At 39.6% G+C, this 23,712-nt stretch carries 24 protein-coding genes and 1 pseudogene; 15 read left to right on the top strand and 10 right to left on the bottom strand.

Going from position 1 to position 23,712, the window contains the following annotated elements:
• Nucleotides 1-40 precede the first annotated feature (40 nt).
• Nucleotides 41-229 (bottom strand): hypothetical protein, encoded by a 189-nt coding sequence (locus tag AB1A65_RS17355; RefSeq protein WP_366591182.1) that lies wholly within the window; start codon nucleotides 227-229, stop codon nucleotides 41-43.
• Between the two features lie 521 nt (nucleotides 230-750).
• Between AB1A65_RS17355 and AB1A65_RS17350 the strand changes: the two genes are divergently transcribed.
• Nucleotides 751-1,461, top strand: coding sequence for a hypothetical protein (locus AB1A65_RS17350; RefSeq protein ID WP_366591181.1), 711 nt, complete (start codon nucleotides 751-753; stop codon nucleotides 1,459-1,461).
• 434 nt (nucleotides 1,462-1,895) lie between these two features.
• Here AB1A65_RS17350 and AB1A65_RS17345 read toward each other — a convergent pair whose 3' ends face one another.
• The 4 genes and pseudogenes from AB1A65_RS17345 to AB1A65_RS17330 form a co-directional block, all read right to left on the bottom strand.
• Nucleotides 1,896-3,326, bottom strand: coding sequence for a DASS family sodium-coupled anion symporter (locus AB1A65_RS17345; protein WP_366591180.1), 1,431 nt, complete (start codon nucleotides 3,324-3,326; stop codon nucleotides 1,896-1,898).
• Between the two features lie 55 nt (nucleotides 3,327-3,381).
• A pseudogene (lysS, locus tag AB1A65_RS17340) lies at nucleotides 3,382-5,059 on the bottom strand (lysine--tRNA ligase).
• Nucleotides 5,060-5,123: 64 nt separating this feature from the next.
• Entirely contained in the window at nucleotides 5,124-5,666 is a 543-nt protein-coding gene (locus AB1A65_RS17335; RefSeq protein ID WP_366591179.1) for a thioredoxin family protein, read from the bottom strand.
• 306 nt (nucleotides 5,667-5,972) lie between these two features.
• Nucleotides 5,973-7,022 carry a LuxR C-terminal-related transcriptional regulator gene (locus tag AB1A65_RS17330; RefSeq protein ID WP_366591178.1) on the bottom strand — a complete coding sequence of 350 codons (1,050 nt, stop codon included), beginning with the start codon at nucleotides 7,020-7,022 and terminating at the stop codon, nucleotides 5,973-5,975.
• Nucleotides 7,023-7,285: 263 nt separating this feature from the next.
• On the opposite strand from AB1A65_RS17330, the gene AB1A65_RS17325 reads away from it, so the two are divergent.
• Complete coding sequence (locus AB1A65_RS17325; protein WP_366591177.1) at nucleotides 7,286-7,441, top strand: YqaE/Pmp3 family membrane protein; 156 nt, start codon at nucleotides 7,286-7,288, stop codon at nucleotides 7,439-7,441.
• Between the two features lie 6 nt (nucleotides 7,442-7,447).
• Here the strand turns inward: AB1A65_RS17325 and AB1A65_RS17320 are convergent, their stop codons facing one another.
• Complete coding sequence (locus tag AB1A65_RS17320; RefSeq protein WP_366591176.1) at nucleotides 7,448-7,774, bottom strand: lipocalin family protein; 327 nt, start codon at nucleotides 7,772-7,774, stop codon at nucleotides 7,448-7,450.
• A 333-nt stretch (nucleotides 7,775-8,107) separates the two neighbouring features.
• On the opposite strand from AB1A65_RS17320, the gene AB1A65_RS17315 reads away from it, so the two are divergent.
• The 10 genes from AB1A65_RS17315 (at nucleotide 8,108) to AB1A65_RS17270 (ending at nucleotide 16,047) form a co-directional block, all read left to right on the top strand.
• On the top strand, nucleotides 8,108-8,848 hold the full coding sequence (locus AB1A65_RS17315; RefSeq protein ID WP_366591175.1) for a hypothetical protein: 741 nt from the start codon (nucleotides 8,108-8,110) through the stop codon (nucleotides 8,846-8,848).
• 32 nt (nucleotides 8,849-8,880) lie between these two features.
• Nucleotides 8,881-9,597 (top strand): lipoyl(octanoyl) transferase LipB, encoded by a 717-nt coding sequence (gene lipB, locus AB1A65_RS17310; protein WP_366591174.1) that lies wholly within the window; start codon nucleotides 8,881-8,883, stop codon nucleotides 9,595-9,597.
• 241 nt (nucleotides 9,598-9,838) lie between these two features.
• Nucleotides 9,839-10,171 carry a helix-turn-helix transcriptional regulator gene (locus AB1A65_RS17305; protein WP_366591173.1) on the top strand — a complete coding sequence of 111 codons (333 nt, stop codon included), beginning with the start codon at nucleotides 9,839-9,841 and terminating at the stop codon, nucleotides 10,169-10,171.
• The gene (locus AB1A65_RS17300) at nucleotides 10,164-11,174 is read left to right on the top strand and encodes a DNA cytosine methyltransferase (protein ID WP_366591172.1); all 1,011 of its coding nucleotides are present in this window, start codon (nucleotides 10,164-10,166) and stop codon (nucleotides 11,172-11,174) included. The genes AB1A65_RS17305 and AB1A65_RS17300 overlap by 8 nt, the downstream gene beginning before the upstream one ends.
• A gap of 11 nt (nucleotides 11,175-11,185) precedes the next feature.
• Nucleotides 11,186-11,389 (top strand): hypothetical protein, encoded by a 204-nt coding sequence (locus AB1A65_RS17295; protein WP_366591171.1) that lies wholly within the window; start codon nucleotides 11,186-11,188, stop codon nucleotides 11,387-11,389.
• A 410-nt stretch (nucleotides 11,390-11,799) separates the two neighbouring features.
• Entirely contained in the window at nucleotides 11,800-12,144 is a 345-nt protein-coding gene (locus AB1A65_RS17290; RefSeq protein WP_366591170.1) for an HNH endonuclease signature motif containing protein, read from the top strand.
• Between the two features lie 66 nt (nucleotides 12,145-12,210).
• The gene (dcm, locus tag AB1A65_RS17285) at nucleotides 12,211-13,290 is read left to right on the top strand and encodes a DNA (cytosine-5-)-methyltransferase (protein WP_366591200.1); all 1,080 of its coding nucleotides are present in this window, start codon (nucleotides 12,211-12,213) and stop codon (nucleotides 13,288-13,290) included.
• 650 nt (nucleotides 13,291-13,940) lie between these two features.
• Nucleotides 13,941-14,237, top strand: coding sequence for a hypothetical protein (locus AB1A65_RS17280; protein WP_366591169.1), 297 nt, complete (start codon nucleotides 13,941-13,943; stop codon nucleotides 14,235-14,237).
• Between the two features lie 188 nt (nucleotides 14,238-14,425).
• A complete protein-coding gene (locus AB1A65_RS17275) occupies nucleotides 14,426-14,959 on the top strand; it encodes a DUF5946 family protein (RefSeq protein WP_366591168.1) in 534 nt (177 codons plus the stop codon).
• A gap of 266 nt (nucleotides 14,960-15,225) precedes the next feature.
• Nucleotides 15,226-16,047 (top strand): hypothetical protein, encoded by an 822-nt coding sequence (locus tag AB1A65_RS17270; RefSeq protein ID WP_366591167.1) that lies wholly within the window; start codon nucleotides 15,226-15,228, stop codon nucleotides 16,045-16,047.
• 63 nt (nucleotides 16,048-16,110) lie between these two features.
• On the opposite strand, the gene AB1A65_RS17265 is transcribed toward AB1A65_RS17270, so the two are convergent.
• The 4 genes from AB1A65_RS17265 to AB1A65_RS17250 all read right to left on the bottom strand — a co-directional run bounded on the left by AB1A65_RS17265 (nucleotide 16,111) and on the right by AB1A65_RS17250 (nucleotide 21,355).
• Nucleotides 16,111-16,803, bottom strand: a complete 693-nt coding sequence (locus AB1A65_RS17265; protein WP_366591166.1) for a hypothetical protein — start codon at nucleotides 16,801-16,803, stop codon at nucleotides 16,111-16,113.
• Nucleotides 16,804-16,816: 13 nt separating this feature from the next.
• Complete coding sequence (locus tag AB1A65_RS17260) at nucleotides 16,817-18,151, bottom strand: OmpA family protein (protein ID WP_366591165.1); 1,335 nt, start codon at nucleotides 18,149-18,151, stop codon at nucleotides 16,817-16,819.
• 124 nt (nucleotides 18,152-18,275) lie between these two features.
• The gene (locus tag AB1A65_RS17255; RefSeq protein WP_366591164.1) at nucleotides 18,276-20,729 is read right to left on the bottom strand and encodes a ribonuclease HII; all 2,454 of its coding nucleotides are present in this window, start codon (nucleotides 20,727-20,729) and stop codon (nucleotides 18,276-18,278) included.
• A gap of 29 nt (nucleotides 20,730-20,758) precedes the next feature.
• Nucleotides 20,759-21,355, bottom strand: a complete 597-nt coding sequence (locus AB1A65_RS17250; protein ID WP_366591163.1) for a ribonuclease HII — start codon at nucleotides 21,353-21,355, stop codon at nucleotides 20,759-20,761.
• A 150-nt stretch (nucleotides 21,356-21,505) separates the two neighbouring features.
• On the opposite strand from AB1A65_RS17250, the gene AB1A65_RS17245 reads away from it, so the two are divergent.
• The 3 genes from AB1A65_RS17245 (at nucleotide 21,506) to AB1A65_RS17235 (ending at nucleotide 23,590) form a co-directional block, all read left to right on the top strand.
• Entirely contained in the window at nucleotides 21,506-22,987 is a 1,482-nt protein-coding gene (locus tag AB1A65_RS17245; RefSeq protein ID WP_366591162.1) for a putative porin, read from the top strand.
• Nucleotides 22,912-23,508: a putative porin gene (locus tag AB1A65_RS17240; protein ID WP_366591161.1), complete on the top strand. Its 597-nt coding sequence runs from the start codon at nucleotides 22,912-22,914 to the stop codon at nucleotides 23,506-23,508. The genes AB1A65_RS17245 and AB1A65_RS17240 overlap by 76 nt, the downstream gene beginning before the upstream one ends.
• Nucleotides 23,474-23,590, top strand: coding sequence for a putative porin (locus AB1A65_RS17235; RefSeq protein ID WP_366591160.1), 117 nt, complete (start codon nucleotides 23,474-23,476; stop codon nucleotides 23,588-23,590). Before AB1A65_RS17240 ends, AB1A65_RS17235 begins: the two co-directional genes overlap by 35 nt.
• The last annotated feature ends 122 nt before the right edge of the window (nucleotides 23,591-23,712 follow it).

The raw sequence follows: 23,712 nt of genomic DNA, 5'->3' as shown, positions 1-23,712 counted from the left end.
AAACAATTATGAAGCTTTTAACAGAACAAATGGGAGGAACCTATTGTTGCTCCTCTTTAAAATTGTCTTGGGGGTTGTTCAACTCGTTGGAGTCTTGGAATTGTGTTTCCACAACGGTTTCTGAACTGATGTTTTCTTGGAATTTATCCTGTTGTTCCACTCCATAATAAATGAATGAAGCAATCACAAAACAGGAAAAGTAGATGAGGCTTTTAGCTTTGTAGGTCATGATTTTTGAGATTTGGTACTACTAATGTAGGCAAACCTTTGGTCAATCTGCACGATATGTTGCGAAATGCCCCTAATTCGATGTAAACAGGATGAAATGTATGGTATAATCGACAAGTAGCATGGTTTATGACTAAAACCTAAAACAAAGGTTATAATTTCCTACAAAGCTGTAGGGTTATTTGAATTCAAAAGTATGCCCGAAGCGCTACGTTAAAGTAATAGTAAACCTTGGTGAAACCTCTTTTGGTGAACAAAACCATCCATTTTGGTGTTTTGGGACCTTGAAAATACAAATGAGCGCCTAAAGCAGATTGTTAAATTAATCTTAATAGAAATTTTTTTTGGAAAAGGACAAAATCTTTGGCAGTCCTGCGTTTTACTGATGGTTTGCACTGTAACACCATGTTTTACGGGGGTTCAGGAGAATCTATTTTTCGTGAAAAAAATCTAAAAGGTGTAACATTTTAAATTCATAATAGTCTTATAAGCATATCATCAATCACAAAATTCAATCAAAAAATGAACAAGTTATTATTAATTTATGGATGTGTACTTTTAAGTAGTTCCGCCATAGCAAGTGACCAACAAGGGACGGTGGTTACAGACACCAAATCAGAGACCGCCAACACCTTGGAAAATGAGTTTACAGTATTGAACATCAATGCTGAGTGGAGTGAAGCCAATTTGTCCGATGGGACGTATGAGCTTAATTTGGACGACATAGTGTTTATTGAGGAAGAAACCGATTTTGACCTTGGTTTTGATACCGCTGATTATCTTCCCAAGGATTTTAATCCTTATAAAACCTATTTTGACTTGAATTCCATCATATACCTAGAAAGCGAAGTTGAACTGGAACTTGGATTTGACACCGAGTCGTACCTTCCTGAAGGTTTTGATCCCCATACTCAAGTTGTGGATGTACACGGCATCAATTATTTGGAAGACGAGGATGTGGAATTAGGTTTTAATACCCAAGACTATCTTCCAGAAGGATTTTCACCTTACGAAGTGTATGTTAACCTGAACGCCATTCAATTTATTGAGGATGAGGTGGAATTAACTCTAGGATTGGACAGTACGTATGAACTGCCCAAAGGTTTTGACCCGTACACCAATGTTTTGGAAGTAACTTCCATCAACTACATGGAGGACGAAGAAATAAATTTGGGTTTTGATACATCCAAGTATCTCCCAGAAGGTTTTGACCCTTACGCAGGGGCAAAGTAGTAGGATGTTTTAGTTTTCATTTTACAAATTTTGAGTTAGTTAGTTATGAAAAGCCCTCCTTTGGAGGGTTTTTTATATGAAAGTCAATTTTTTAACGTTACATATAGTGTAAGGTGTTGGTTAACAAAAAAATAACATGGTTCACCGACATGTCGAAATAGCTAGGGAAATGCGTGTATCGCTATCAATCCTACAGGTTTCGGGAACGGACCTTGCCACTTTTTCAGAAAATCAGGAAAAGTACTGATAAAGTTGTTTTCGGATACGTAAAGGAAGTTCGTTAACAAAAATCTAATTAAGAAAATCTTCACTGTAAAGGGTTTTACCTTTGTAGTGTAAAAGCATACAAGAGTAGAGTTGAGTTAGTTTCTTACTATTTTTTTGAGTTAGTTAGTTTGTCAATGGCTCCTTCATTTGAAGGGGCCATTAGTTTTTTAAAACAATACGGGAATTACAAACTTGAACACCAAGACCAATACCCCCACGGCAATAAGATTTAAAATAACCCCTACACGTGCCATTTGCGCAATCTTCACATAACCACTGGCAAAGACAATTGCATTGGGCGGGGTGGCCATCGGCAACATAAAGGCGCAGCTACTTGCTATTGTTACGGGAATCAGTAAATAAAGTATTGGAATATCAAGTCCTATTGCAATACCGGCCACCACGGGAGCCAGAACAGCTACCAAGGCCACATTGCTCATTAATTCGGTCATAAAAAGCATCAAGAAAATCAATAATGTAGCCGTAAGGAGTATACTGATTTCACTTTGGGCTATGGCATCTGCTACCATATCCACAATTCCGCTGGAGGACATCCCTTGTGCGAGGGCTAATCCCCCACCAAATAATATCAATATGCCCCACGCCAATTTTGAGGTGTCTCTCCACTCAATGATAAAATCACCTTTTTTGATATTGTATGGTATGGAAAAAAGAGCGATGGCCGCAAAAATGCTGATCATGGTATCGGTGAGCCCCAATGAGGGGAATATGGCGTTGATCAATGTCCTGAAAATCCAAAGGAATACCGTTACCCCAAATATGACCAATACCATTTTTTCTTTTCCCGATGTAGGGCCGAGTTTTTCCAATTCGGTTTGAATAACCTCTTTGGAAGCATTGAACTTCAAGTTTCGATTGGGGAACATCCATTTAACCAAAACTCCGTACGAAATGGCAATCATGATGATGGAAAAGGGCAATCCCAGAGTCATCCATTTTAAGAAAGAGATTTCAGTATTGTATTCATTTTCCAAAAGTCCTATCAAGACCGAGTTGGGGGGTGTACCAATAACCGTGGCAATACCACCAGCATTGGCTGAAAAGGCTATCCCAAGCATTACACTCAATGCAAAATTTTGGTCGTCTTTGGTAAAACCGTCTTCATCATTCACCAAAAGACCGATTACCGATAAAGCAATGGGAAGCATGACCACCGTAGTGGCTGTATTACTGATCCACATGCTAAGTGCGGCTGTAGCAATCATAAACCCCAACACTACCTTGTTGGGTGTGGTGCCCGTTAATCTAATGATGTTAAGTGCTATGCGGCGATGGAGATTTACCTTTTCCAAGGCCAGTGCCATGACAAAACCGCCAAAGAACAGGAATACAATTGGACTGCCATAGTTTGCCCCAACCTCGTCAATGGGCAATATTTTAAGAATGGGCAGAAGCAATAAGGGCAAAAGCGCTGTGACAGAGATGGAAACTGCTTCGGTGATCCACCAAATCAACATCCATACAGCAACAGAAATTACAGCGTCCCCTTTTTCAGAAACGAGTTCCACGGGTAAGTTGGCAAGAATCAGAAAGGCGATGGGCCCAAAAAATAGCCCTATTTTTTTGCTTAGCTCCATTTGGGATTCTAAGCTATGCTTTTTTAAGAAAACATGAAAATGTTGGAGGCGCTCTTTATTTTATGCGTGCAAAAAGCCCGTCATCATTCTTAACAACCTCAAAAATCCCATGTTTAGCAAGATTTTTGGTACTCTTGTCCCATTTTTTGCCACTAAGCCCAGCCTTCTCCTTAAGGTCGGACAGGGACATTTCACCAACAGGTTTTAGAATATCAATTATGGCTTTTTCTTCTTCGGTGAGTTCCACTTTTTTCTTTTCGGGACGCATTTGCGGGAAGAACAATACTTCTTGAATGGATGAATTATTTGTCATCAACATCACCAGCCGGTCAATGCCAATACCAATTCCTGAGGTTGGCGGCATACCATATTCCAAGGCGCGCAAGAAATCTTGGTCAATGAACATGGCCTCATCATCCCCTTTTTCGGAGAGTTTCAANNCGTTCGCGTTGGTCGATGGGGTCATTCAACTCAGAATAGGCATTGGCCAACTCTTTTCCGTTTACCATCAATTCAAAACGCTCCGTTAACTTTGGATTGGAACGATGCTCTTTGGTCAATGGACTCATTTCCTTGGGGTAATCTGTTATAAAGGTGGGTTGTATGTAATGGTGCTCACATTTTTCTCCAAAAATCTCATCTATCAATTTACCCACACCCATGGTTTCATCCACCTCGATTTTCAGTTTTTTGGCTGTTTCTCTGAGTTGGTTTTCGTCCATATCGGCCACATCATACCCTGTATGAATCTTAATGGCCTCCAAAATGGGAACTCTAGGGTAAGGTGCTTTAAATTCAATCTCGTGATTGCCCACCTTTACTTTGGAACTTCCTGTAGCATCTATGGCCACTTTTTCCAAGAGTTTTTCAGTGGTTTCCATCATCCAATTGTAATCTTTGTAGGCCACATACAATTCCATTACGGTAAATTCTGGATTGTGGGTACGGTCCATTCCTTCATTTCGGAAGTCTTTGGAGAACTCGTACACGCCATCAAAACCACCAACGATGAGTCGCTTTAAGTATAGTTCGTTTGCAATCCGTAGATATAAAGGAATATTCAAAGCGTTGTGATGCGTTAAAAACGGACGTGCAGCGGCCCCTCCGGGGATGGGCTGCAAAATGGGGGTTTCCACCTCCAAGTAGCCCCGTTCATTATAGAACTCACGGATGCTGTTGGTGATTTTTGTACGCTTGATAAAGGTCTCTTTCACTTGTGGATTCACTACCAAATCCACATACCGTTGACGGTAGCGTAATTCTGGGTCGTTAAAGGCATCGTATACCTTGCCATCTTCATTGACTTTGGGTAGGGGAAGGGGGCGCAACGACTTGCTCAACAAGCTAAAGCCTTTTACCATTACGGTTTTTTCCCCAACTTGGGTCTTGAACAGTTCACCTTCAACGCCGATGATATCCCCAATGTCCAACAATTTTTTGTAGACATCGTTGTACAGGGTCTTGTCCTCACCGGGACAGATTTCATCGCGGTTAAAATAGACCTGGATTTTACCTTCGCTGTCCTGCAACTCGGCAAAAGAGGCTTTTCCCTGAATTCTTCGGGACATCAATCTACCGGAAATCACTACCTTCTTGCCTTCCTCAAAATTGGCCTTGATGCTCTTGGATGTAGCATCCACTGGATATAATGCTGCAGGATAGGGGTCGATGCCCATTTCCCTAAGCTTGGTCAATTTTTCTCTTCGAACGATCTCTTGTTCCGATAGTTGCATAGCTGTAAAAAAATTAAAGCGCAAAATTACACTTTTGCGCTTTAATTCCATTCCTCGGTACGGTTTATTGTGCGTAATTGGGTGTGTAAGTTCGGTTTTGAACAATTTGGGCGATGTCTTCCTCCAAGGAATCAATGGGCCGCTCCACAATTCGGTTGACTTCTTGCTCATTTTTGAAGAAAATCATGGTGGGGACTTTTATGATGTTGAGTCCTTTTTCCTCACCGGTCGGACTTTTTTTGTAATGTTCTTTTCTGCGGTCCAAGGCTATGATTTCTAGGTGTTCCATGGGAAAATCTGCGGCTTCCAGAATTTTGATGAAACGCGGTGTTTCCCGTTTGCTATCGCCACACCAAGTACCCAAAAATAATTTGATCTTGTATTGGGCCAAGTCTTCTTTAAAGAGTTTTACCAAGGATTCATCCACAGCGTAGGTTTTCATTCCTTGATGGAACCACTGTTGGTAAGGCTGGTTGTGAAGCCCATCCAAATTGATTTTTCCCACCATAAATTTTCGGCCATCCTCTTGCACAATTTCCTTGTTGAATTCTTGGGAAAAGGTGAGTGTTGTGAACAGAGCCAGTAGTGTTGTAAATAGATGTTTCATGATTTTTCGATTTAAAGATTCAGCTCGAAAATTCCTGAAAAACAAGGCTTAGGAAGACAATTTAGGGATGGAAATGGGGACTAGACCCTAGGTTGATTTTAGTGTTGGGTCGAAAGCTAAACCCTGATGCTGTCTGTGCGCCATTCATTTTATCGTGCCAACGCCCAATAGGTTTACAAGCTCCTTTTGTCATTTCGAACCGACTGAANNTCAATCGTCACTACGTTCCTTATTTCGAAATGACAAGTTGCGTCAGAAATGAAATTCCATCCAATGTAACATTTAGGATTTAGGATTAACCGTAACTTATTTTTTGAAGAGTGCTACAATTTCTTCTCGGGATGAAACCTCCAGCTTTTTGTAGAGATTATTGATGTGGGTCTTTACGGTGCTGTGGCTCACAAAAAGTGCCGTGGCAATCTCTTTATTGCTTTTTTCCTGAAGGATATGGTCTACAATTTTTTGTTCTTGGGGAGTGAGTTTTTGCCGCATGGATTTTTTTGCAGTCCTAACATTCAATTTTTGTTTGGTGATGAAGTAGACGTTGGCCAAAAGGGAAAGAATCAAGGCCAAAATCAACAAATACTTTAAATCCCAGGTTTTAGGTGAATTAAAGTTAGCTAGTTGCTGGCCCGTTGCAATTTCGGCCGCATATTCTAGGGTAAAACCGGCTTCTGGATATATGCTTTGCAGTCGATTTAAAAGACCTTCATAATACGAGTTGGCAGAAACATCCTGAAGATAATGGGTATAGGTTTCATTTCGTTTGTCCGATAGAAAATCGTAGATAAAAAGCTCTACCAGCGGTTCTTCAGCGCTTTTGCCAAAATCCTGTAAAGTGGCAAACCACTTTTTGGAATTAAGATTTTTACTGGTCTCACCGGGGTATTCCATAAAATCAAATACCATTTCGTCCTTTAAAAACTCTACTTGCAGCAAGGCTTCCGATTTTGGATTGGTGGAGACAATGGTGCAAAGGGATTGGTCTTCAAACGAAGTTGGAAATTGAACCGTATCCAAATTGTTGGCAATGAACAAAACACTTTTGCTGTTGTTGCACTGTCCTAAAAAATGGTTGTCTTCACTGGTGTTGGTACAGCCATCCAAATGAATGCGGTAGATTCGATTTTCCTTTGGCAGATTATTCCCTTCAAACTGAAAATGGCCTAGCGAATCCACTTGGGTTTTCTTTACAATCTGATTGAGATAAATTCGGGATGATTTTCTATAATCCTCAACCAAGGAAAGATAAATGGTGTTTCCAGCATTGATTTGCGACACCTCGCCCGAAAATTGATATTGGGCAAGAAGCGCAGCAGAGTTCAAGAATAAAACGAAAAGAAAATATCGCCGCATGAGACTTTATTATATCCAAGATATTTGAAAATTCGTCAATTCGAGTAATTTTTGGAAGCAGCGCAACAAAAATTGTATCGAGAATCAGAATTTCAGAAGCAAAAACCCTGTTCTCGATACTTTTCCTTTGGAAAAACTCGAACTGACGGCTTCGGGATTTTGACTTTCATATAAAATTGGACAATTATAACAAAAATAGAGGTTTCGTGTAACAAAAGCACCGTGTAAGGTACTAATAAGTATCATCAATCAATAGTTACATCATGAGTTTTTGGAGAGTCCTTTTGGCCATATTGTTCCCGCCCCTTTCCGTAATCGGAAAAGGTTGTGGGTCTTTTCTAATTGTATTATTGTTGACTTTTTGTGGATGGGTGCCGGGCGTACTCGCCGCTTTGGTCATCCTCAACAATTCAAACTAGTCGAGATTATTCCTTTTCCCAGATGATGGAACCTGTGGTAGAACCACCGGAGTACATTAAAATAAGCTCCGTTTCGGTGAGTTTTCCCATTTCAAAACTGGTTATTCCCAAAATTCCACCGCCATTAACTTGCAATCCGGCCGAAGTGGTTGCTGTGGCTTCAATAAAGGTGTAAGTTCTAGTTGCCAACCCATCGGTAGCACAATTGCTCTCATACCATTCAATTTGCAGATCATCCAAAGTCAAAAACTCAAGAAATGAATCCGTCTGGCAATCTTCAATGGTTACTTCGGAGCCATTATTGGTGCCTCCGGTCAAGTACCATTTACCCATCAAAAGTTCTTGGGGGGGTAAGTTCTGGTCCTGCATCATCATCGGAACTACAGGAGAGTAAGATTACGCTAAAAAGGCAGAGCAATAGTTTTGAGGTTTTCATCGGTTGTTATTGATTTAGAGTTATTTACTGTCCTCACTATAACGGAGAAGGAAGATTTTTATGATGTTTCAAGGTCGTTTTTCGTTCAAAGAACGATTTGCATGCAAGAAAGCAAATAGATAAGTGGTTTAAATGATCTCAAAAGTTGTGGGTATTTGGGTATTATGGTATTTTTAGCGCTTTGCCGTTGCCCGCCAAATGTGGGTACAGCGTAACTTAACTTTAGTTTTATGAAAAAAATCCAAATCCTAATCTTGGCCTTTGTGGCGATTTTTACCTACTCGTGCAATTTTACCGAAGAGATTCATCTACAGGAAGACGGTTCTGGAAAGCTATCCATTAATTTTGATGGTTCTGAACTCATGGAAATGGCAGGTGATCAAATGGTGAAGGAAAACGAAAAACCCATCGACTCCATAATTTCCTTTAAAGATTTATTGGAAGAAAAAAAGGATAGTATTGCCCAACTTTCCCCCGAAGAACAGGCAAAATTGAAAAAATTGGAGCCGTTCAACATGCACATGGTCATGAATCCGGAGGAAAAGGTGATGAAGTTTGACCTGTTCAGCAATTTTAAAAATGTGAACGAGGTGAATGACGCTTTCAACACGTTTAGGGAAGCCAGTTTAATGGGCCCCAAAAGCCAACCGGAACAAGCAACGCCCATGCCCATGTCCGAGCAATCCACCCAAGTGACCTACACCTTTGCCAAGAACACCTTTTCAAGAACGGCCAAAATCATTGATGAGGAGCTGTTCCAGCAGAATATTGACAGTCTTCAGGGGTCAGAAATGTTCCTTTCGGGGTCTACCTATACCCTAAAATATCATTTTCCAAGAAGGGTAAAGTCCACCACGGCGGAAGAGGCCACTTTTAGTGCGGACGGCAAGACCATGATTTACGAAGTCTCTTTTTTGGAGATGATGAAAGACCCTAAACTTTTGGATATTGAGGTGGAGTTGGAAGAATAGTTTTCCAACCTTAGCCTTTGTATCTTTGTACCATGAACAAAAAGGTTGGGCTACAGGATTTAGGTTTCAAGGATTACAAGGAAACTTGGGATTACCAGGAATTGCTGTTCCAAAATATTGTGGATGCCAAGATCAAGAACAGGAGAGAAGGCACTACCCTTGAAACTCCCAATCATTTTTTGTTTGTGGAACATCCCCATGTCTACACCTTGGGAAAAAGTGGTGACATCACCAATTTATTGGTGGATGAAAAAGCTTTGGAAGAAAAAGGTGCCACGTTTTATAAAATTAACCGGGGTGGGGATATTACCTATCACGGTCCCGGACAGGTGGTGGGCTATCCCATTTTGGACTTGGACAACTTTTTTACTGATATCCACAAATACCTTCGTTTTTTGGAAGAAATGGTCATTCGCACTTTGGCCGAATACGGACTACAAGCTGAACGTTCCGAAGGAGAAACGGGTGTTTGGCTGGATGTGGGTACACCATTTGCCCGAAAGATATGCGCCATGGGCGTACGGGCCAGCCGTTGGGTAACCATGCATGGTTTTGCCTTGAACGTCAACACGGATTTGGGTTATTTTGACCTTATGATTCCTTGTGGCATTAAGGACAAGGCCGTTACTTCCCTGAATGTGGAACTGGGCCAAAAACAGGTTGACATGGAAGAAGTAAAAAAGAAGCTGCTCCATCATTTTCAAGTACTTTTTGATGCGGAGTTGGTGCGGGAGAAGACAGAGGTTTAAATTTTTCCATTCATCAATTCTTAATAGGAATCCATCAATTCTGACTGGATATTTTCCTTTAAAAATCCTAACTTCACNNATTTGGTTTTGCCAAAGCTCAAAGCCAACGCTGAAAAACCAAAAGAGCTTTCACTTCCCCACCACCACCCGAAAATATTTCGACCAACTTGATACAAAAACTACAAATCATCTTTACATTTGCTAAAAATAGGTCAAATCATATTTTGATTCAATTATAAAAATGACAAGTTTCGGACATTATATAAAAACGGAGAGAGAAAGACGAGAATGGACACAAACTGAATTCGGTGCAAAAATCGGAATTAACACAAGTGCCATTAGTCGAATTGAAAACGGAAGTCAAAAATTCAGCAAATCAAAACTGAAAAAATTGGCAGAATTATTTAAAACCGACTTACAGACTGTTACGGATTTATTTTTTGCAGACAAGTTTGCTAGAGAAGCTTTTAAGTATAAATGTTCAGAATCCATTTTTACAGTAGCAGAGGACACAGCAAATTATTTAAGAAATACTAATTCCAAACAAGGAGAATTCAATTTTGATAATGAATAAAAAATATAACGTAATAGACTTATTCTGTGGTTGCGGTGGTCTTTCTCAAGGATTTATTGAAGCGGATTACAATGTAATTCTAGGAATAGACCATTGGAAAGATGCAATTGAAACTTTTAACTATAACCATAAAAATTCAAAAGGAATTGTTGCTGACTTATTAAATCTAGACCCTCAAGAAATAAAGACAAAATATAATATTGAAAGTGTCGATTTAATCATAGGCGGCCCACCTTGTCAGGGTTTTTCTATTGCTGGAAAAAGAATTATTGATGATGAACGAAACCAACTTTATAAATCCTTTCTTCGATTTGTAGATTATTTCAAACCCAAAGCATTTGTTATGGAAAATGTTCCTAACATACTTTCAATGGGCAATGGTGCTATCAAAAATCAAATTTTAAAAGACTTTGAAGATATCGGATATAAAATAACTTATAATAAACTATTAGCATCTGATTTTGCCGTACCTCAAAATAGAAGGAGAGCTTTTTTTGTTGGTTTAAAAGATAGCTTGGAGTTTGAATTTCCGAAACCAACAACAACTGATAATAAAATCACATCTGAAGAAGCGATTTCCGACCTGCCAAAAAATAGTTTAGAAGATGGATGTCAATATCCCATTAATCCAAAAAGTGTTTTTCAAAGAGAAATGAGAAATGGGAATAAGGTAGTTTTCAATCATCAAATCACAAACCATAATGAAAAAACGGTTGAAATTATTGGTATGGTTCCAGATGGAGGTAACTACAAAGACTTGCCAAAAGAACTTCACGAAACGAGAAAAGTAAATATCGCTTGGACTAGACTTAATAGCAAAAAGCCAAGTTTTACCATAGATACTGGTCACAGACATCATTTTCATTATGAATTTAATCGTGTTCCTACAGTTAGGGAAAGTGCTAGAATTCAATCATTCCGAGACGAATTTATTTTTTGTGGTAGTAAAACAAGTCAATATAAGCAAGTAGGTAATGCTGTACCACCAATTTTGGCAAATTAAATTTGGTAATTATGAGCAAAGAAATTTTTGATGATATTGTTTTAGAAGAAAAAAGTACTTGGACACAAGTTTGTGAAGAATGTGCTGAAAACTACTCTGAATTAGGACATTTGGAAGAAATCCCAATCAATTTGATTTGTGGAGTCTCGGGGTGTAACAACGAAGCAAAATACTATTTGGATATCTATAAAAAGGAATTTGTCAATGAGAAATAATTGGACAAGAGAAGAATTGATTTTAGCATACAACCTATATTGNNAAATTACCTTATGGGCAGTTTAACAATAGAAACGCTGATGTTAAAGCTCTTGCCAATGTAATAGGAAGAACACCTGGTGCTGTTGCCTATAAACTTGTAAATTTTGTTAGTCTTGACCCAAGGCAAAAACTTCTAGGTAGAAAAGGTGCAAAAAATATTGGGAAACTTGACAGGATAATATTCAATGAATTTACAGAGAACTTTGATGAACTTTTTTACGAAAGTGAAAAACTGTTAGCTTCAAAAATTGATAGAAATAAGTCTAAAATATCAGTTGAAGATTTAATAGATGAAACTAAAAAAGGTAAGTATGTTGTCAGAGAAACAAAAACAAGGGTTAATCAGGATTATTTCAGAACTATCGTAATGTCAAACTATACGAATGGTTGTGGAATTACAGGAATAACTATACCTGAACTGTTGATTGCGTCACATATAAAACCTTGGTCAAAAGACGAAAAGAATAGACTTAATCCATCAAATGGAATTTGCTTATCCGCAACATTTGATAAAGCTTTTGATAAAGGGTTAGTTACAATTGATGGTGATTATAAATTGAAATTTTCAGGTGTTCTAAAAAAATATGTGAAAAATGAATTTTATGCCCAAGAGTTTGAGCGATTTGAGAATAAAAGAATGAATCTACCCATTAAATTTTTACCCAAAGAAGAGTTCCTTAATTTTCATTATAATGAGATTTTTTTAGGTTAGGTTGGTAATGCGTGAGGGATAGTAGTGAAAAGCCCACAGCGAGGAACGAGCGAGGACTTGTAACGAATAGCCCGACCCGAAGGGACACGCCCTAAATTTAGTTATCTGAATAAAAATTACCCTTCCCTGCCATTCGAGGTAGTATATGCTAACGACTTTGATAAATATGCTACAGAAATTTACAATGACAACTTTGAACATAAATGTATCACTAAAGACATCAAGGATGTTTCAATGGCTGAAATTCCCGAACACGATATTCTTTTGGGTGGTTTTCCGTGTCAGTCCTTTTCAATTAGTGCACAAAATCCGCCAAGATTAGGTTATAAAGACGAAAGAGGTATGCTATTCTTTGAAATGGTCAAAATTCTTGAAAAGAAACAGCCTAGATTCTTTATCGCGGAAAATGTAAAAGGAATTTTGTCTGCCAATAAAAAGAAAGCGTTTCCAATGATAATCAAAGAGTTTGAAAAAGCTGGTTATCACGTAAAATATCAGCTTTTTAATGCATCAGAATATGGTGTTCCACAAAAGCGAGAACGAGTTTTTATAATTGGGTTCAAGAATTATGAGGACTTCGTTTATTTTAATTTTCCCAAACCAACCACTTTGAACGGCTCAAAAGTTAAATTGAAAGAGGTAGTTGACAAAAAAGCTGATAAGGATGAAAAATGGTTCTTCAGCCAACGAGCGGTAGATGGAATGATGAGAGTACAAAAGAAAATGAATAAGGGAAGAGACCAAAACCTGGAAGAACCTTGCAATACAATTAGTTCGCATCTTGCAAAGATCAGCCTGAACAGCACTGACCCTGTTTTAAAAATTGACGGTAGATACAGGAGATTCACACCACGGGAAGCAGCAAACATTCAATCTTTTCCTGACAATTTTAAATTGGATTCCGTTTCTGATGCTCGACAATATCGAGCAATTGGAAATGCTGTTCCACCAGTATTAATGTGGCACATAGCAAATTCATTAAGACAACTAATTGAAAAGGATATAAAACAAGCCAACCCTGAAAGTCATACACATTTGCAGTTCGCACAAGCCAACGCTTCACCAAAAACTGCAAAAGAGTATGTCTTTTCCAGCGCTGATAAAAACGAATTGAATGAGAAAAAGCCAGTGTACAACATTGTATAAAAATAATAGCGGTNNCTAGACCGATACGTGCCATTCTAAAAGCCACTCCTCTTTTTTAACCCCATCCATCAACTTAAAACTCCCATAAATCAATTGGTTCCAATTTTTTAGTTCGAAAATGAGTATTCTCGCTTAGCACTAGTTTCAAGCAGATAATTCATTAGTCTCAAAATGCAGGGAGGGGAAATACAACAATTATGGGAATCGCTAAAAAAGACAGCGTATCGACCTCTTTTTGCCAATGGGAATTGCCATCCCAGTTTTTCTGTACATTCAAAATACAACGGCTATCCCTATCTCCGTAACAAAGATGATTGGCCGTGCTGTTCGTGTTGTGGAAAGGTAATGCCGCTGGTTTTTCAACTCAACCTATCAGAAATTCCGGTTGTATGGAAAGAAAATGCTTTGGTTCAGTATTTTGAGTGCATCACTAGAAATGCAGCAGGCTCCACATGCGAGCCAGGTTATCCTAAAAACAACAGTTCGTTGTTGANNCCCCGCCAGTCCAAGTGCCCATAGATTTTAATCAATGGCTTGGTGTACAAGATTCCTTTTCCAAAATAATACTGAAAAGAATATCCCAAGAACATAGCATTGTAGGGTGGCAACCATTTGATGACTACCCAAGCCTTGTTGATTTTAATGAAAAAATGGACTATTTGAACGCTACCATTGGTGAAGAAGCCATGGATTTTCTCTGGGAGAACTTGGAGGTATTGGAAGAAATGGAGCACAAGCACTGCAGTCCCGAAGATAAATTGTTGGGTTATCCGTGTTGGAGTCAGACAGAGCAGTATCCAAGAGAGCGGGATGGGGAAATGGAGCTTTTTTTCCAAATCAACGGATTGGTAACCTCCAACAAAAGTGCAATAGCTTTTCGCGACGGGGAACGAGGGATGTTTTTTCAGAACCGGGATTTTGGTGATATGGTTTTTACCACGGGGTAGCTATTTTACCATCAATTTTAAAGACATATCCATCATATTGGATTGAATTTTTTCCTTGAAAAATTCTAACTTCACTCCTGTCTGACGATAGGCAGGTCCTTGTGCTGAGCGCCCGCCTGCCGTACGTGTATGTAGGCGAGGTGCCAAACGAGTAATATCTTGAACGTTAGCAACAAACGAAGTATACAATGCAAGATTATATTGAGTTAGCTGAAAAGAATGGAGTTGCACTTTTAGATAGTGGACAATGTCAATTTTGTGGAGCAAACACGAAAAGAGGGATTCACGAATGCTTAGAGATTTTTAATCTTGGATTTCAAGAAATTGACTTTTCAAATATTGAAAATCACATTTATAGATTTCTTATTGTTGACGCACACACATTGCAACACCCAGAAATTCACGGCAGGTGGAATAATCATTTTCACCTGTCAAGACTCCATTTGATTTTTGAATACGGCATTATATGGACTTATGAACTTTCACCAAAACTTAGTGATTATCTGAATAAATATAAAGTTCACAAACAGAATGAATTTCTAACCCCACCCGAAATACTAGAAAGAGGAAATATCACAGTAACCGATGTTAAGGAGAGATCAACTAATGAAAAAAACTGTAAAGAATTGATAAAAAAATGGGCATTGGAAGTTTATGAAAAATGGAGTGCCCACCATAACATTGTTGATGATATTGCGAAAGGATTTTTAAATCGAAAATAGAGAAATCCAGTTGTTGACAATGTTCATAAAAGTAAGCGATATTGTGATAAACCCAAAGCTTTTAGCCCGTGTCAAACTATGTGTTTAACCGAAAGTATTGTGCTCCATAAGCGATTACTTTTCATATGCTAACCAATACGCGCCATTGCAAAGCCCACCCCTCTTCTTTTAACCCAATACATCAATTCAAACCCTCCATGCATCAATTGGCCTAATTTTTTTGATCAGTGCACTGCTACCTTCATGCTTCACCTTACTAATGAATTATGAAAAACGTATGCACAGGTTTTTCTCTGCTGTTTGTCGTTTTAAGCACAATGGCTCAAAAAGATAATTTTGAAAAACGACTCAAATTAAAGGTCCTCGACCAAAGCACCATTGAAGATTGGGATTTTGGCGCCACCTCCATTTCATGCCTAAGTGATGGGCTGTGGGAGCATATCCTTCCAAAATCCACAAGGGGGACTGATAAAATTATCCTCAACCGGGATGAACTGCACTATTTTTTAGAGTTGGATAATGTCAAAATCAAAACCGAATCCGAACCCATTGCAAATCCCAAACATTGGGAAAATCGATTTGGGAAGCAGATTCAAACCTTGACCTTTAGTAAGCCGCTCCATTTTTTAGCCATTAAAGATGGTAAATTGGTACAACTTTCGGTGGAAACCCTTGTTGGGTTACGTTATGCCACCTATTATCCCTACGGGGAATTGGATGTTCATGACCAAACAAGTATTCCGATTGTGTACGAGCAAGAAAATTCATTTGATGAACATTCACCTATACTCCTTGTGTCATCCACTTTTTTGGATTACATCGACCTGAATGAAGCTAAAGTACGTTGGGACACGGTGGCTTTTGGTTCTGAGGATATGTCCGGCGCACGATGCATTATCGGATTGGATTTTAATGGTGATGGTCAGGATGAAGTTTTGACATTTCATGAAACTACAGAAACGTATGAGCCCTCCGAAGGTGATGAAAGCATTACATCTGCACATTCAATTATTGGGCTGTACTTCAAAAACCACTGGCGCCGAGTTTCTTTTTGGCAAGAAGGTCCAGATGGGGTGGAAGGGTTTTGATTTAGAGCAATGAAAAAACCGAGGCATCGCCCCGGTTTTCTGCTTCAAAAGAGAATGGGAGTTTTATTTGCTAAACTGCGTCAATACTGAAGTGGACATCAGATTTCCTTTTTTGTTGTAAGATTCTTGTTTTACCATGCCCACGCCCTCGGCTAGCCAAACACGAGATGGAAAGGTTTGGTTGGCCATCATCATCTTGCTCTTTGTTTCGCTGTAGATCACAAAGCAGTCAAACGTTCCGGCAGGGGTGGTGACACTTTCCTTTTTTTCCACTTTTCGGTTGATGGTCTCCACATTCATGTTCATATTCATTACTCCGCTCATTTTCATCTTCACATTTACGTTTCCATCGGGAAGTTCCTGACCTACACCCAGATTGTTGGGCCACTCCACATCAGTTCCGGAAATGTCCATTTCAACATCGCCCATTTGAGCCAACATCTGTTCGTTCATCAAGGATTTAAAATCAACCTTAACCACATTTCCATTGCAGGTAATGTCATATTCGGAAGAATACATGTTGCCCTTTTTGTCCTCCATATCCATAACCATAGTGGCCGAAATGTTGTCGCCAGACCCATTTACATTGGTCACCTTATAACTGAGCTTGCCGTCTTCCTTGCCTTTCTTGTCATAATTGGTGTATTGAAAACTGGCGCCATCCACCATGGGGTAATAGGCACTGCAACTGGTTTGGGCAGATGTGCAGGTAAAGCAAAAAATAGCGGCTATCAGAAAAATAAAATAATGTCTCATGTGTAGTATAGTGTTATTGTTTTATGAATTCAACTCTTCGGTTTTGTGCTTTTCCATCTGGCGTATTGTTATCACCCACAGGTTCACTTTCCCCTTTTCCTTCGGAAATCAATCTATCTGTGGAAACGCCATAAACGGAGACCAAGGCATTTTTTACGGATTCTGCACGGTCTTTTGACAATTTCAGGTTACTTTCATTGGAACCATCCGCATCCGTATGGCCCACTATTTTGAGCTTCATGGAAGGTTCCTGCTGAAGCACCTGCGATATTTGCCGGATAATGCCCATGGATTGGGGTTGGATATTGGCCGAACCCACATCAAAAAGAATTCCGTTGGTGGACACTTTTCCTTCGGAAAGGAGTTTTCTTCTGAGGTCGACCCCACCTTCGGCCACTTTGAGGTTGGAAATGAAGATTTTTTCCTTTCCATCTTTTAGGGCATTCGTTTTAAACTTGAGTGTGGTCAATTTACCTTCAGGAACCATTTGGGGAATATCCACATACTTTTCTTCGTTGACCCATAACCTGAATCTTGAATTGTTCACAGCAATGGAAATATGAGGTTGGTTGAGCACTGCTTTCCGGATATCGGACTGTACCTCACTGTTTATGATGGAACCCTTGCCGTGAATATGGTTTTTAGCGTCAATCCCAAAAGCGGCATATTGTCCTACGGGAATCCAAACCTTGGCGTAGTGGAGTCCTGCCTGAAAATTTTCATCGTCTGTCAGTAAGACTTCAATGCCAGCTGTTGAAGACGTATTGTTGTCCATTCCATGGGTCAACATGTCGAACTCAATGGTATAATCTTCTGGTAAGCTGGGGGTATTGGGGATGTAATAAATATTGTGCCCCGGCATCAATTCCATCCAGCGTTGTGGGGAGTTGCCAACGGTGACCACCTCGCCACTTCCGTTCGTGTTCCATTTAGAAGGGAAATCGCCAATAAAATCATTCCCAAAGTCATCGAAAAAGAGAAGCTTATCTCCAGGAACGTAATCGAACTTACTGTAAATGGTAATTGATTTTTCACCGGAACTAACTCCCGCCCCAGCTGTTGTATTGCTACTTGGGCTATTGTTGGTATTGTTCGGGGCACTTCCACCCTGATTTCCACCTTGATTTCCAACATTTGGCGTTTGTTTCCCGCCCGATCCGGGTTCCAAAATACTATCCAGTGCCTGATCTGTCTTTTCACTGGTTTCTCGTTCTACTCGTCTTTCAACGGTACGCTCGGCGGCTTTCTCTGCCTTTTTGGCCAACTTTTTAAAGAATTGTGCATTGATTGTGCAACCAACCATCAGTGCAATAACCAAACTGATGAAGGTTTTACTTGAGGTTTTCATTATAGTGTACTTTAGTTGTGGTTTTTAGATACAATTCCATACAAATTACAAAAACCCTTCACATACTTCCACTAAAAATGTGTAACTCGTTTACTCCACTGTATAAGCCGCAGTAAAGAAACCGTTAATTCATTTTGTAGACGATAATGGAATTATCTTGGTCCTTGGCGACCAACTCCAGTTTCTTGTCGTTGTCCATATCTGTAAGATCAATGAGTGAACTTCCATAAACAGGGAAATTGGGGATAGGTTCCGCCTGGCTGTCGTAGAGATAAATCTTTTGGTTTTGAATGTCCGTGACACTTACATAAATTTTATCGTAGATATAAAAGATCTTGGGTTTGGAATAGACCCCAAGGTCCAATTCCACTTTTCTTCCTTTAATGCTAAGAACGTTATCATCCATCAGGACTAAAGTGTTGCTTGTGGCATACATACCGTGGTCTTTATTCAAGTTAAAATTGGTGGCCGTGAGTTTTCCATTGGTGTCAATCTGATGCAACACACCCGTTTTATTGGTGACGGTAAACTTGTTTTTATAGAGGAAAGCTTCATTGGTGGAAAAATCAATTTTTTCAGGGACTTTGATTCGGTCCGTACCCACACGATGTAATATTTTTATGGTATTGTCCTCAAGTCTAAAGACCAAGTAATCCCGGTTTCCAACCCTAAAATGTTGGGGAATGCCCAAAACAGGACTGGCCGCTTCGGTATATTTGAATCCGCTGACAACTTTCCCCTGATTGTTGTACATGAATACTTTTCGTCCTTGGGTAATCACAAACCGGTAGTTCTTACTGCCATCATAATCAAAAACGGCCAGTGGGTTAAGGTTGCCACCTTCAAAATCAATCTTAAAGGGAGGTACATCATCGCCATTCCGATCTATGATCATAAATTGATCGTTAGTGGTAAAGGCCAATTGAAGTCTCCCATTTTTATAAATGTCCACTTGCTGAATGGGTGGTTGTATGCGCCCTTCCAGTTGTTTGGTCCACAGTACCTTGCCTTCTGTGGAAATTAAATAAAGTATGTTGTTTTTGTCCTGCACCACCACTTCCTGTTTGTTGGTTCTGTGGTTTTTCACAAATTGCGGGTCAATCGCCAAATCTGTATCCAACTCTAAAGTAAATAGCGGTGTAACGGAGTTGTTTTGAACAGTTTTCTCAATTTTGGAAACTAACATGTTAAGATGGGCAAAATCCGAATCCCCCACTACCTGTCCAGCGAAGGTGAAATCTTCCAAATCAGCATCTTTGATGGATTCAAAAAGATCGGAGGTCAGTTTTTGCTCAGCAAAAAAATCAATTCCGGAAGCATTGGAAACAAAAAGTACACTCGATTCACTGGCCAAAGGAGCCTTAGCCGTTTGGTACAGCGGTGCATTGCTAAACGAAGATGTGCCGTTGTGGTTGCTGATGATGGTCTGCAGCGATTCCTTGTCCTCAGAAAAAACAAAACTATTCTCCAAAATGGTGCAAAAGTTCGATTCGAAATCCTTGACTAATGGAGCAAAGCCTTCATTCAAGAAATTTTTGTCCTGCAATACCATGATTTCACTCCCCTGATAGCTTTCGGAAGATGCCTTACTGCCATCCAAAAACTCAAATAGACTGTCTGTTCCGTAGGAATTCAGTAAAACCACTTTTTGGTTGTTCAGGTAGATGATGCCCACTTCCTCAATGGTATTGAAAAGGGAATCCACAGGTTTTACACGATCTAAATAGGTGTTTTGGTTTTTGGCAAAGACTTGGTAATCATCAAATGTGTATGAAATCACAGCCTGTGCGTTCAATGGGGCCAAGGCTGGTGTTTTATTGGTCAATGGCGATGTTCCCTTAAACAAATTGATAAAATTTTTGGTGGAATCAGGGGCCATGGCAATTCCATTGAGTGTTACTTCATCAGAATTGGCCGTAAAATCCAACGAGACCCATTCGGAGAACGGTTTATCCGTATCGTTCTGTTCTTTTAACGACAATAAGGATGCATTGCTGCTAAGATTGATGAACACTGTGCCCGATTTATTTGCGGCCGTTGTTTCATATAACTTTTCCAGAGTGGGATCAACAAGATTGTTTTCTTGGGTACGTACCATGTTTTCCATCAAGAGCATGGAAGAGGCCAGAATAATTTCCTTTTCTCGTGGCATTTGAAAGATTTCGCGGCCGTCAAGGGTATATTTGGTGATGTTGGTCCCTTCGTATTGTAGGGTCTCCACAGTTTTATTGCCGACATCATCCACGTTAAAAAGATCGGGGCTCTTTTTAGTGATTAGGACAAAATCATGATTTCCCTTACCCACTTCATACAGGGCCAAAAGACAAGGGGACTCTGTGGATAGATGACTCAAATGGTCCAATTTGTCCAAAACTTCCTTGTACGTAGTAAAGCTTTTTATTTTGGACAAAAAAGCATTGTTCTTTAGCTCGCTCTTAAAGTTGGATAGATTGGTGATCTTGATGACCAGCGCAGGGTTAGGAGGTAAGTGGTTCAGTAAAGAATCTGTGGTTTTGACCTCGGTTTCGCAGGAAAGGATAAAAAGTGCGAGTAAACAGAACAGTACCTTATATCTCATGGTTGAAGTTTGACACAAAGTTAGAATTTTTAAATATCCAATGTTAACTGTTCGGGCAGCTGTCGAAAGCTTTTTCTGTGGTATTTGGTCAGGCCAAATTCTTTTATGGCCTCACGATGCTCCTTGGTGGGATATCCTTTGTTTTTTTTCCAATTGTACATGGGAAACTCTTCATGGATTTTAGCCATGTATTCATCCCGATAGGTTTTTGCTAAAATGGAAGCAGCGGCTATGCTCATGTATTTGCCATCCCCTTTTATGATACATTCATGGGCTATAGTTGGATAAGGTTTGAATCTGTTTCCGTCGACCAAGATAAAACTTGGAGCTTTTTTCATGGTGTCCAAGGCACGATGCATGGCCAGAAAAGAAGCGTTCAGAATGTTAATTTCATCAATTTCATCCTGAAAAACATGACACACCGAAAAACAAACCGCTTCTTGTTCCAAAATGGGCCGTAAGCCTTCACGCTTAAGTTCCGACAGTTGTTTCGAGTCATTTAAAATGCTGTTGGTGAATCCCTCGGGAAGAATAATGGCGGCTGCGGTAACCGGTCCGGCCAAACAGCCCCTGCCAGCTTCATCTGTACCAGCTTCATTGGGATATTTATATAGATTTTTAAGCATACTTCCCTTGATAGACCGAAAGATAAGACCTGTGTCCTTGAAGGCCAAATAGAAGGATGGGTTTCCATCATCTGATTAGCTTTTTGATGGCAAATTTTTCACATTTGTTTAGAAACAAAACCTATACCTTTGCCGCAGCAATACCATGGAATGAGATTGATACTGTTTACCCTGCTGTTCCTGCTGGGTCAATTTTTAGTTGCACAACAAGACTCTTTGCCTCCCCAGAAAGAAGTGGATTCAATGAAGGTGAAGACAATAGACTCATTACAGGCGAAGAAAATTGATTCACTGAAAATAGTACAGCTTGATTCCGTAAAGGTTGAGCAATTGGACTCCTTGGCCATGGATTCAACTGCCCTTACTAAAAGAAGGTTTATAAAAAACACAAGGAAAGTAGATAAGGTGGATTCGATTTTCATCAGGGATTATAAAATAATCTCTTACGCAAGGGACACTACTATATTGGATACAACCCTTACCATTCAAAAGGAATACAAATACAATTACATTCGCGAAGATGATTTTGAGTTGATGCCCTTCGCCAATATGGGGCAACCGTATAATGTGTTAGGGAAAACATTTTCCACCAACCCCTATTACCCCCGCATTGGGGCAACCGCCAAGCACCCTAGATATTTGGAAGTGGAAGATATAAAATATTATAATGTGCCTACCCCCATGACGGAGTTGATGTTCAAGACCTCCATGGAGCAAGGGCAGTATTTGGATGCTTTGTTGACCTTCAATCTCTCAAAACGATTCAATGCATCGCTGGCCTATAATGGTTTTAGGTCCTTGGGAAAGTATAGGTATGAACAAGCGGAGTCGGGAATCTTCCGTACTACGATGAATTATAGTACGGAAAATGGAAGATATAGTGTACGAGCCCATATTGCAGCCCAAGATATAGAAGGTCAAGAGAATGGGGGGCTGCTTAATCGTGAACAGTTTGAAGATGATTTACCCGATTTTCAAGACCGATCAAAAATTGATGTGCGATATACTGACGCCAACAACAAAATATTGGGCAAACGCTATTATTTGGACCACCTCTATAAATTGGTCAACCATAAAAGGGATTCAACCGATAATAATCCCACATCCTTGGCCATTGGTCACGAGTTTACCTACGAAACTAAGATGTATGATTTTGAGCAATCTGCCCAAAATGATGCTTTTGGGGAAGATCCTTTTATTACGCCCATAGAGGATAGGGCAAGGTTAAAGACCATGTTCAATAAGGGAAGTATTCAATTTTCAAATAGGACTTTGGGGAAAATCACAGGGAACGTTGGATTGTATTCCTATAATTATTATTTCAACAGTATTTTAATTACGGATGAGGGTACCATTCCAAATAAATTAGAAGGCGAGGAAATTACCGTGGGAGGCGAGTATACAAATAATTTTGGGCGTTTTTCCTTGAAAGGTAATATCAATTATACCGTATCGGGGGACCTTACCGGGAATGTTTTTGATGCCACGGCCAGCTATCATATTAACGATAACAATACTGTGATGGGGGGTATCCATATCTCATCTCGNNTTATCTATTGTATCAAAGTGACTATCGAAACTTTAACTGGTACAATCTGGGCACTTTTGAAAAACAGCAGACCCAAAGCATGAAATTTGCTTTTGATTCAAAGTGGCTGGGGCTGATTGAAGCGGAATACAGTGCCTTGGACAATTACACCTATTTTGCCTCAACAGCGACCCAGGAACAGATTGATGCTGCCCAGGAAACAGCCTTTGTTAAACCATTTCAAGAATCAGGCACTATAAATCATCTGCGGGCCAAATACACAAAGGAGTTCAAATGGCGCAAATGGTCATTGATGAACACCGTACTCTACCAAGAGGTCACACAGGACAATCAAGTTGTGAACCTTCCGCAGTTAGTAACAAGGAACACCTTATATTTTTCCAGTGATGTATTTAAAAAAGCTATGTTTTTGCAGACGGGAGTTACCTTCAAATATTTCACTTCCTATAATATGGATGCCTATAATCCTTTATTGGGAGAGTTCTATATCCAAAATAATGAGGAATTGGGGGGGTATCCCTTGNNTGGATGTTTTCATCAATGCCAAGGTAAGACAAACGCGAATATATTTGAAAGCGGAGCACTTGAATTCCATATTTTCTGAACCTAATTACTATTCTGCGCCCAACTATCCTTACAGGGATTTTGTTATCCGATTTGGTTTGGTTTGGAATTTCTTTTCTTAGGAAGATTTAAATTCAGCTTGATAAACAGCTACTTATAGTTTTATGTGTTTTTTTTTTAGAAAAAAATAAGGTAAAACTATTTGTGGAGAAAAAATAACCTTCTTATATTTGCACCCGCTTAG

The organism is Allomuricauda sp. ANG21, assembly GCF_040705235.1.
Classification (GTDB): Bacteria; Bacteroidota; Bacteroidia; order Flavobacteriales; family Flavobacteriaceae; genus Flagellimonas; species Flagellimonas marina.
This window is presented reverse-complemented; position numbering and strand designations above follow the sequence as displayed.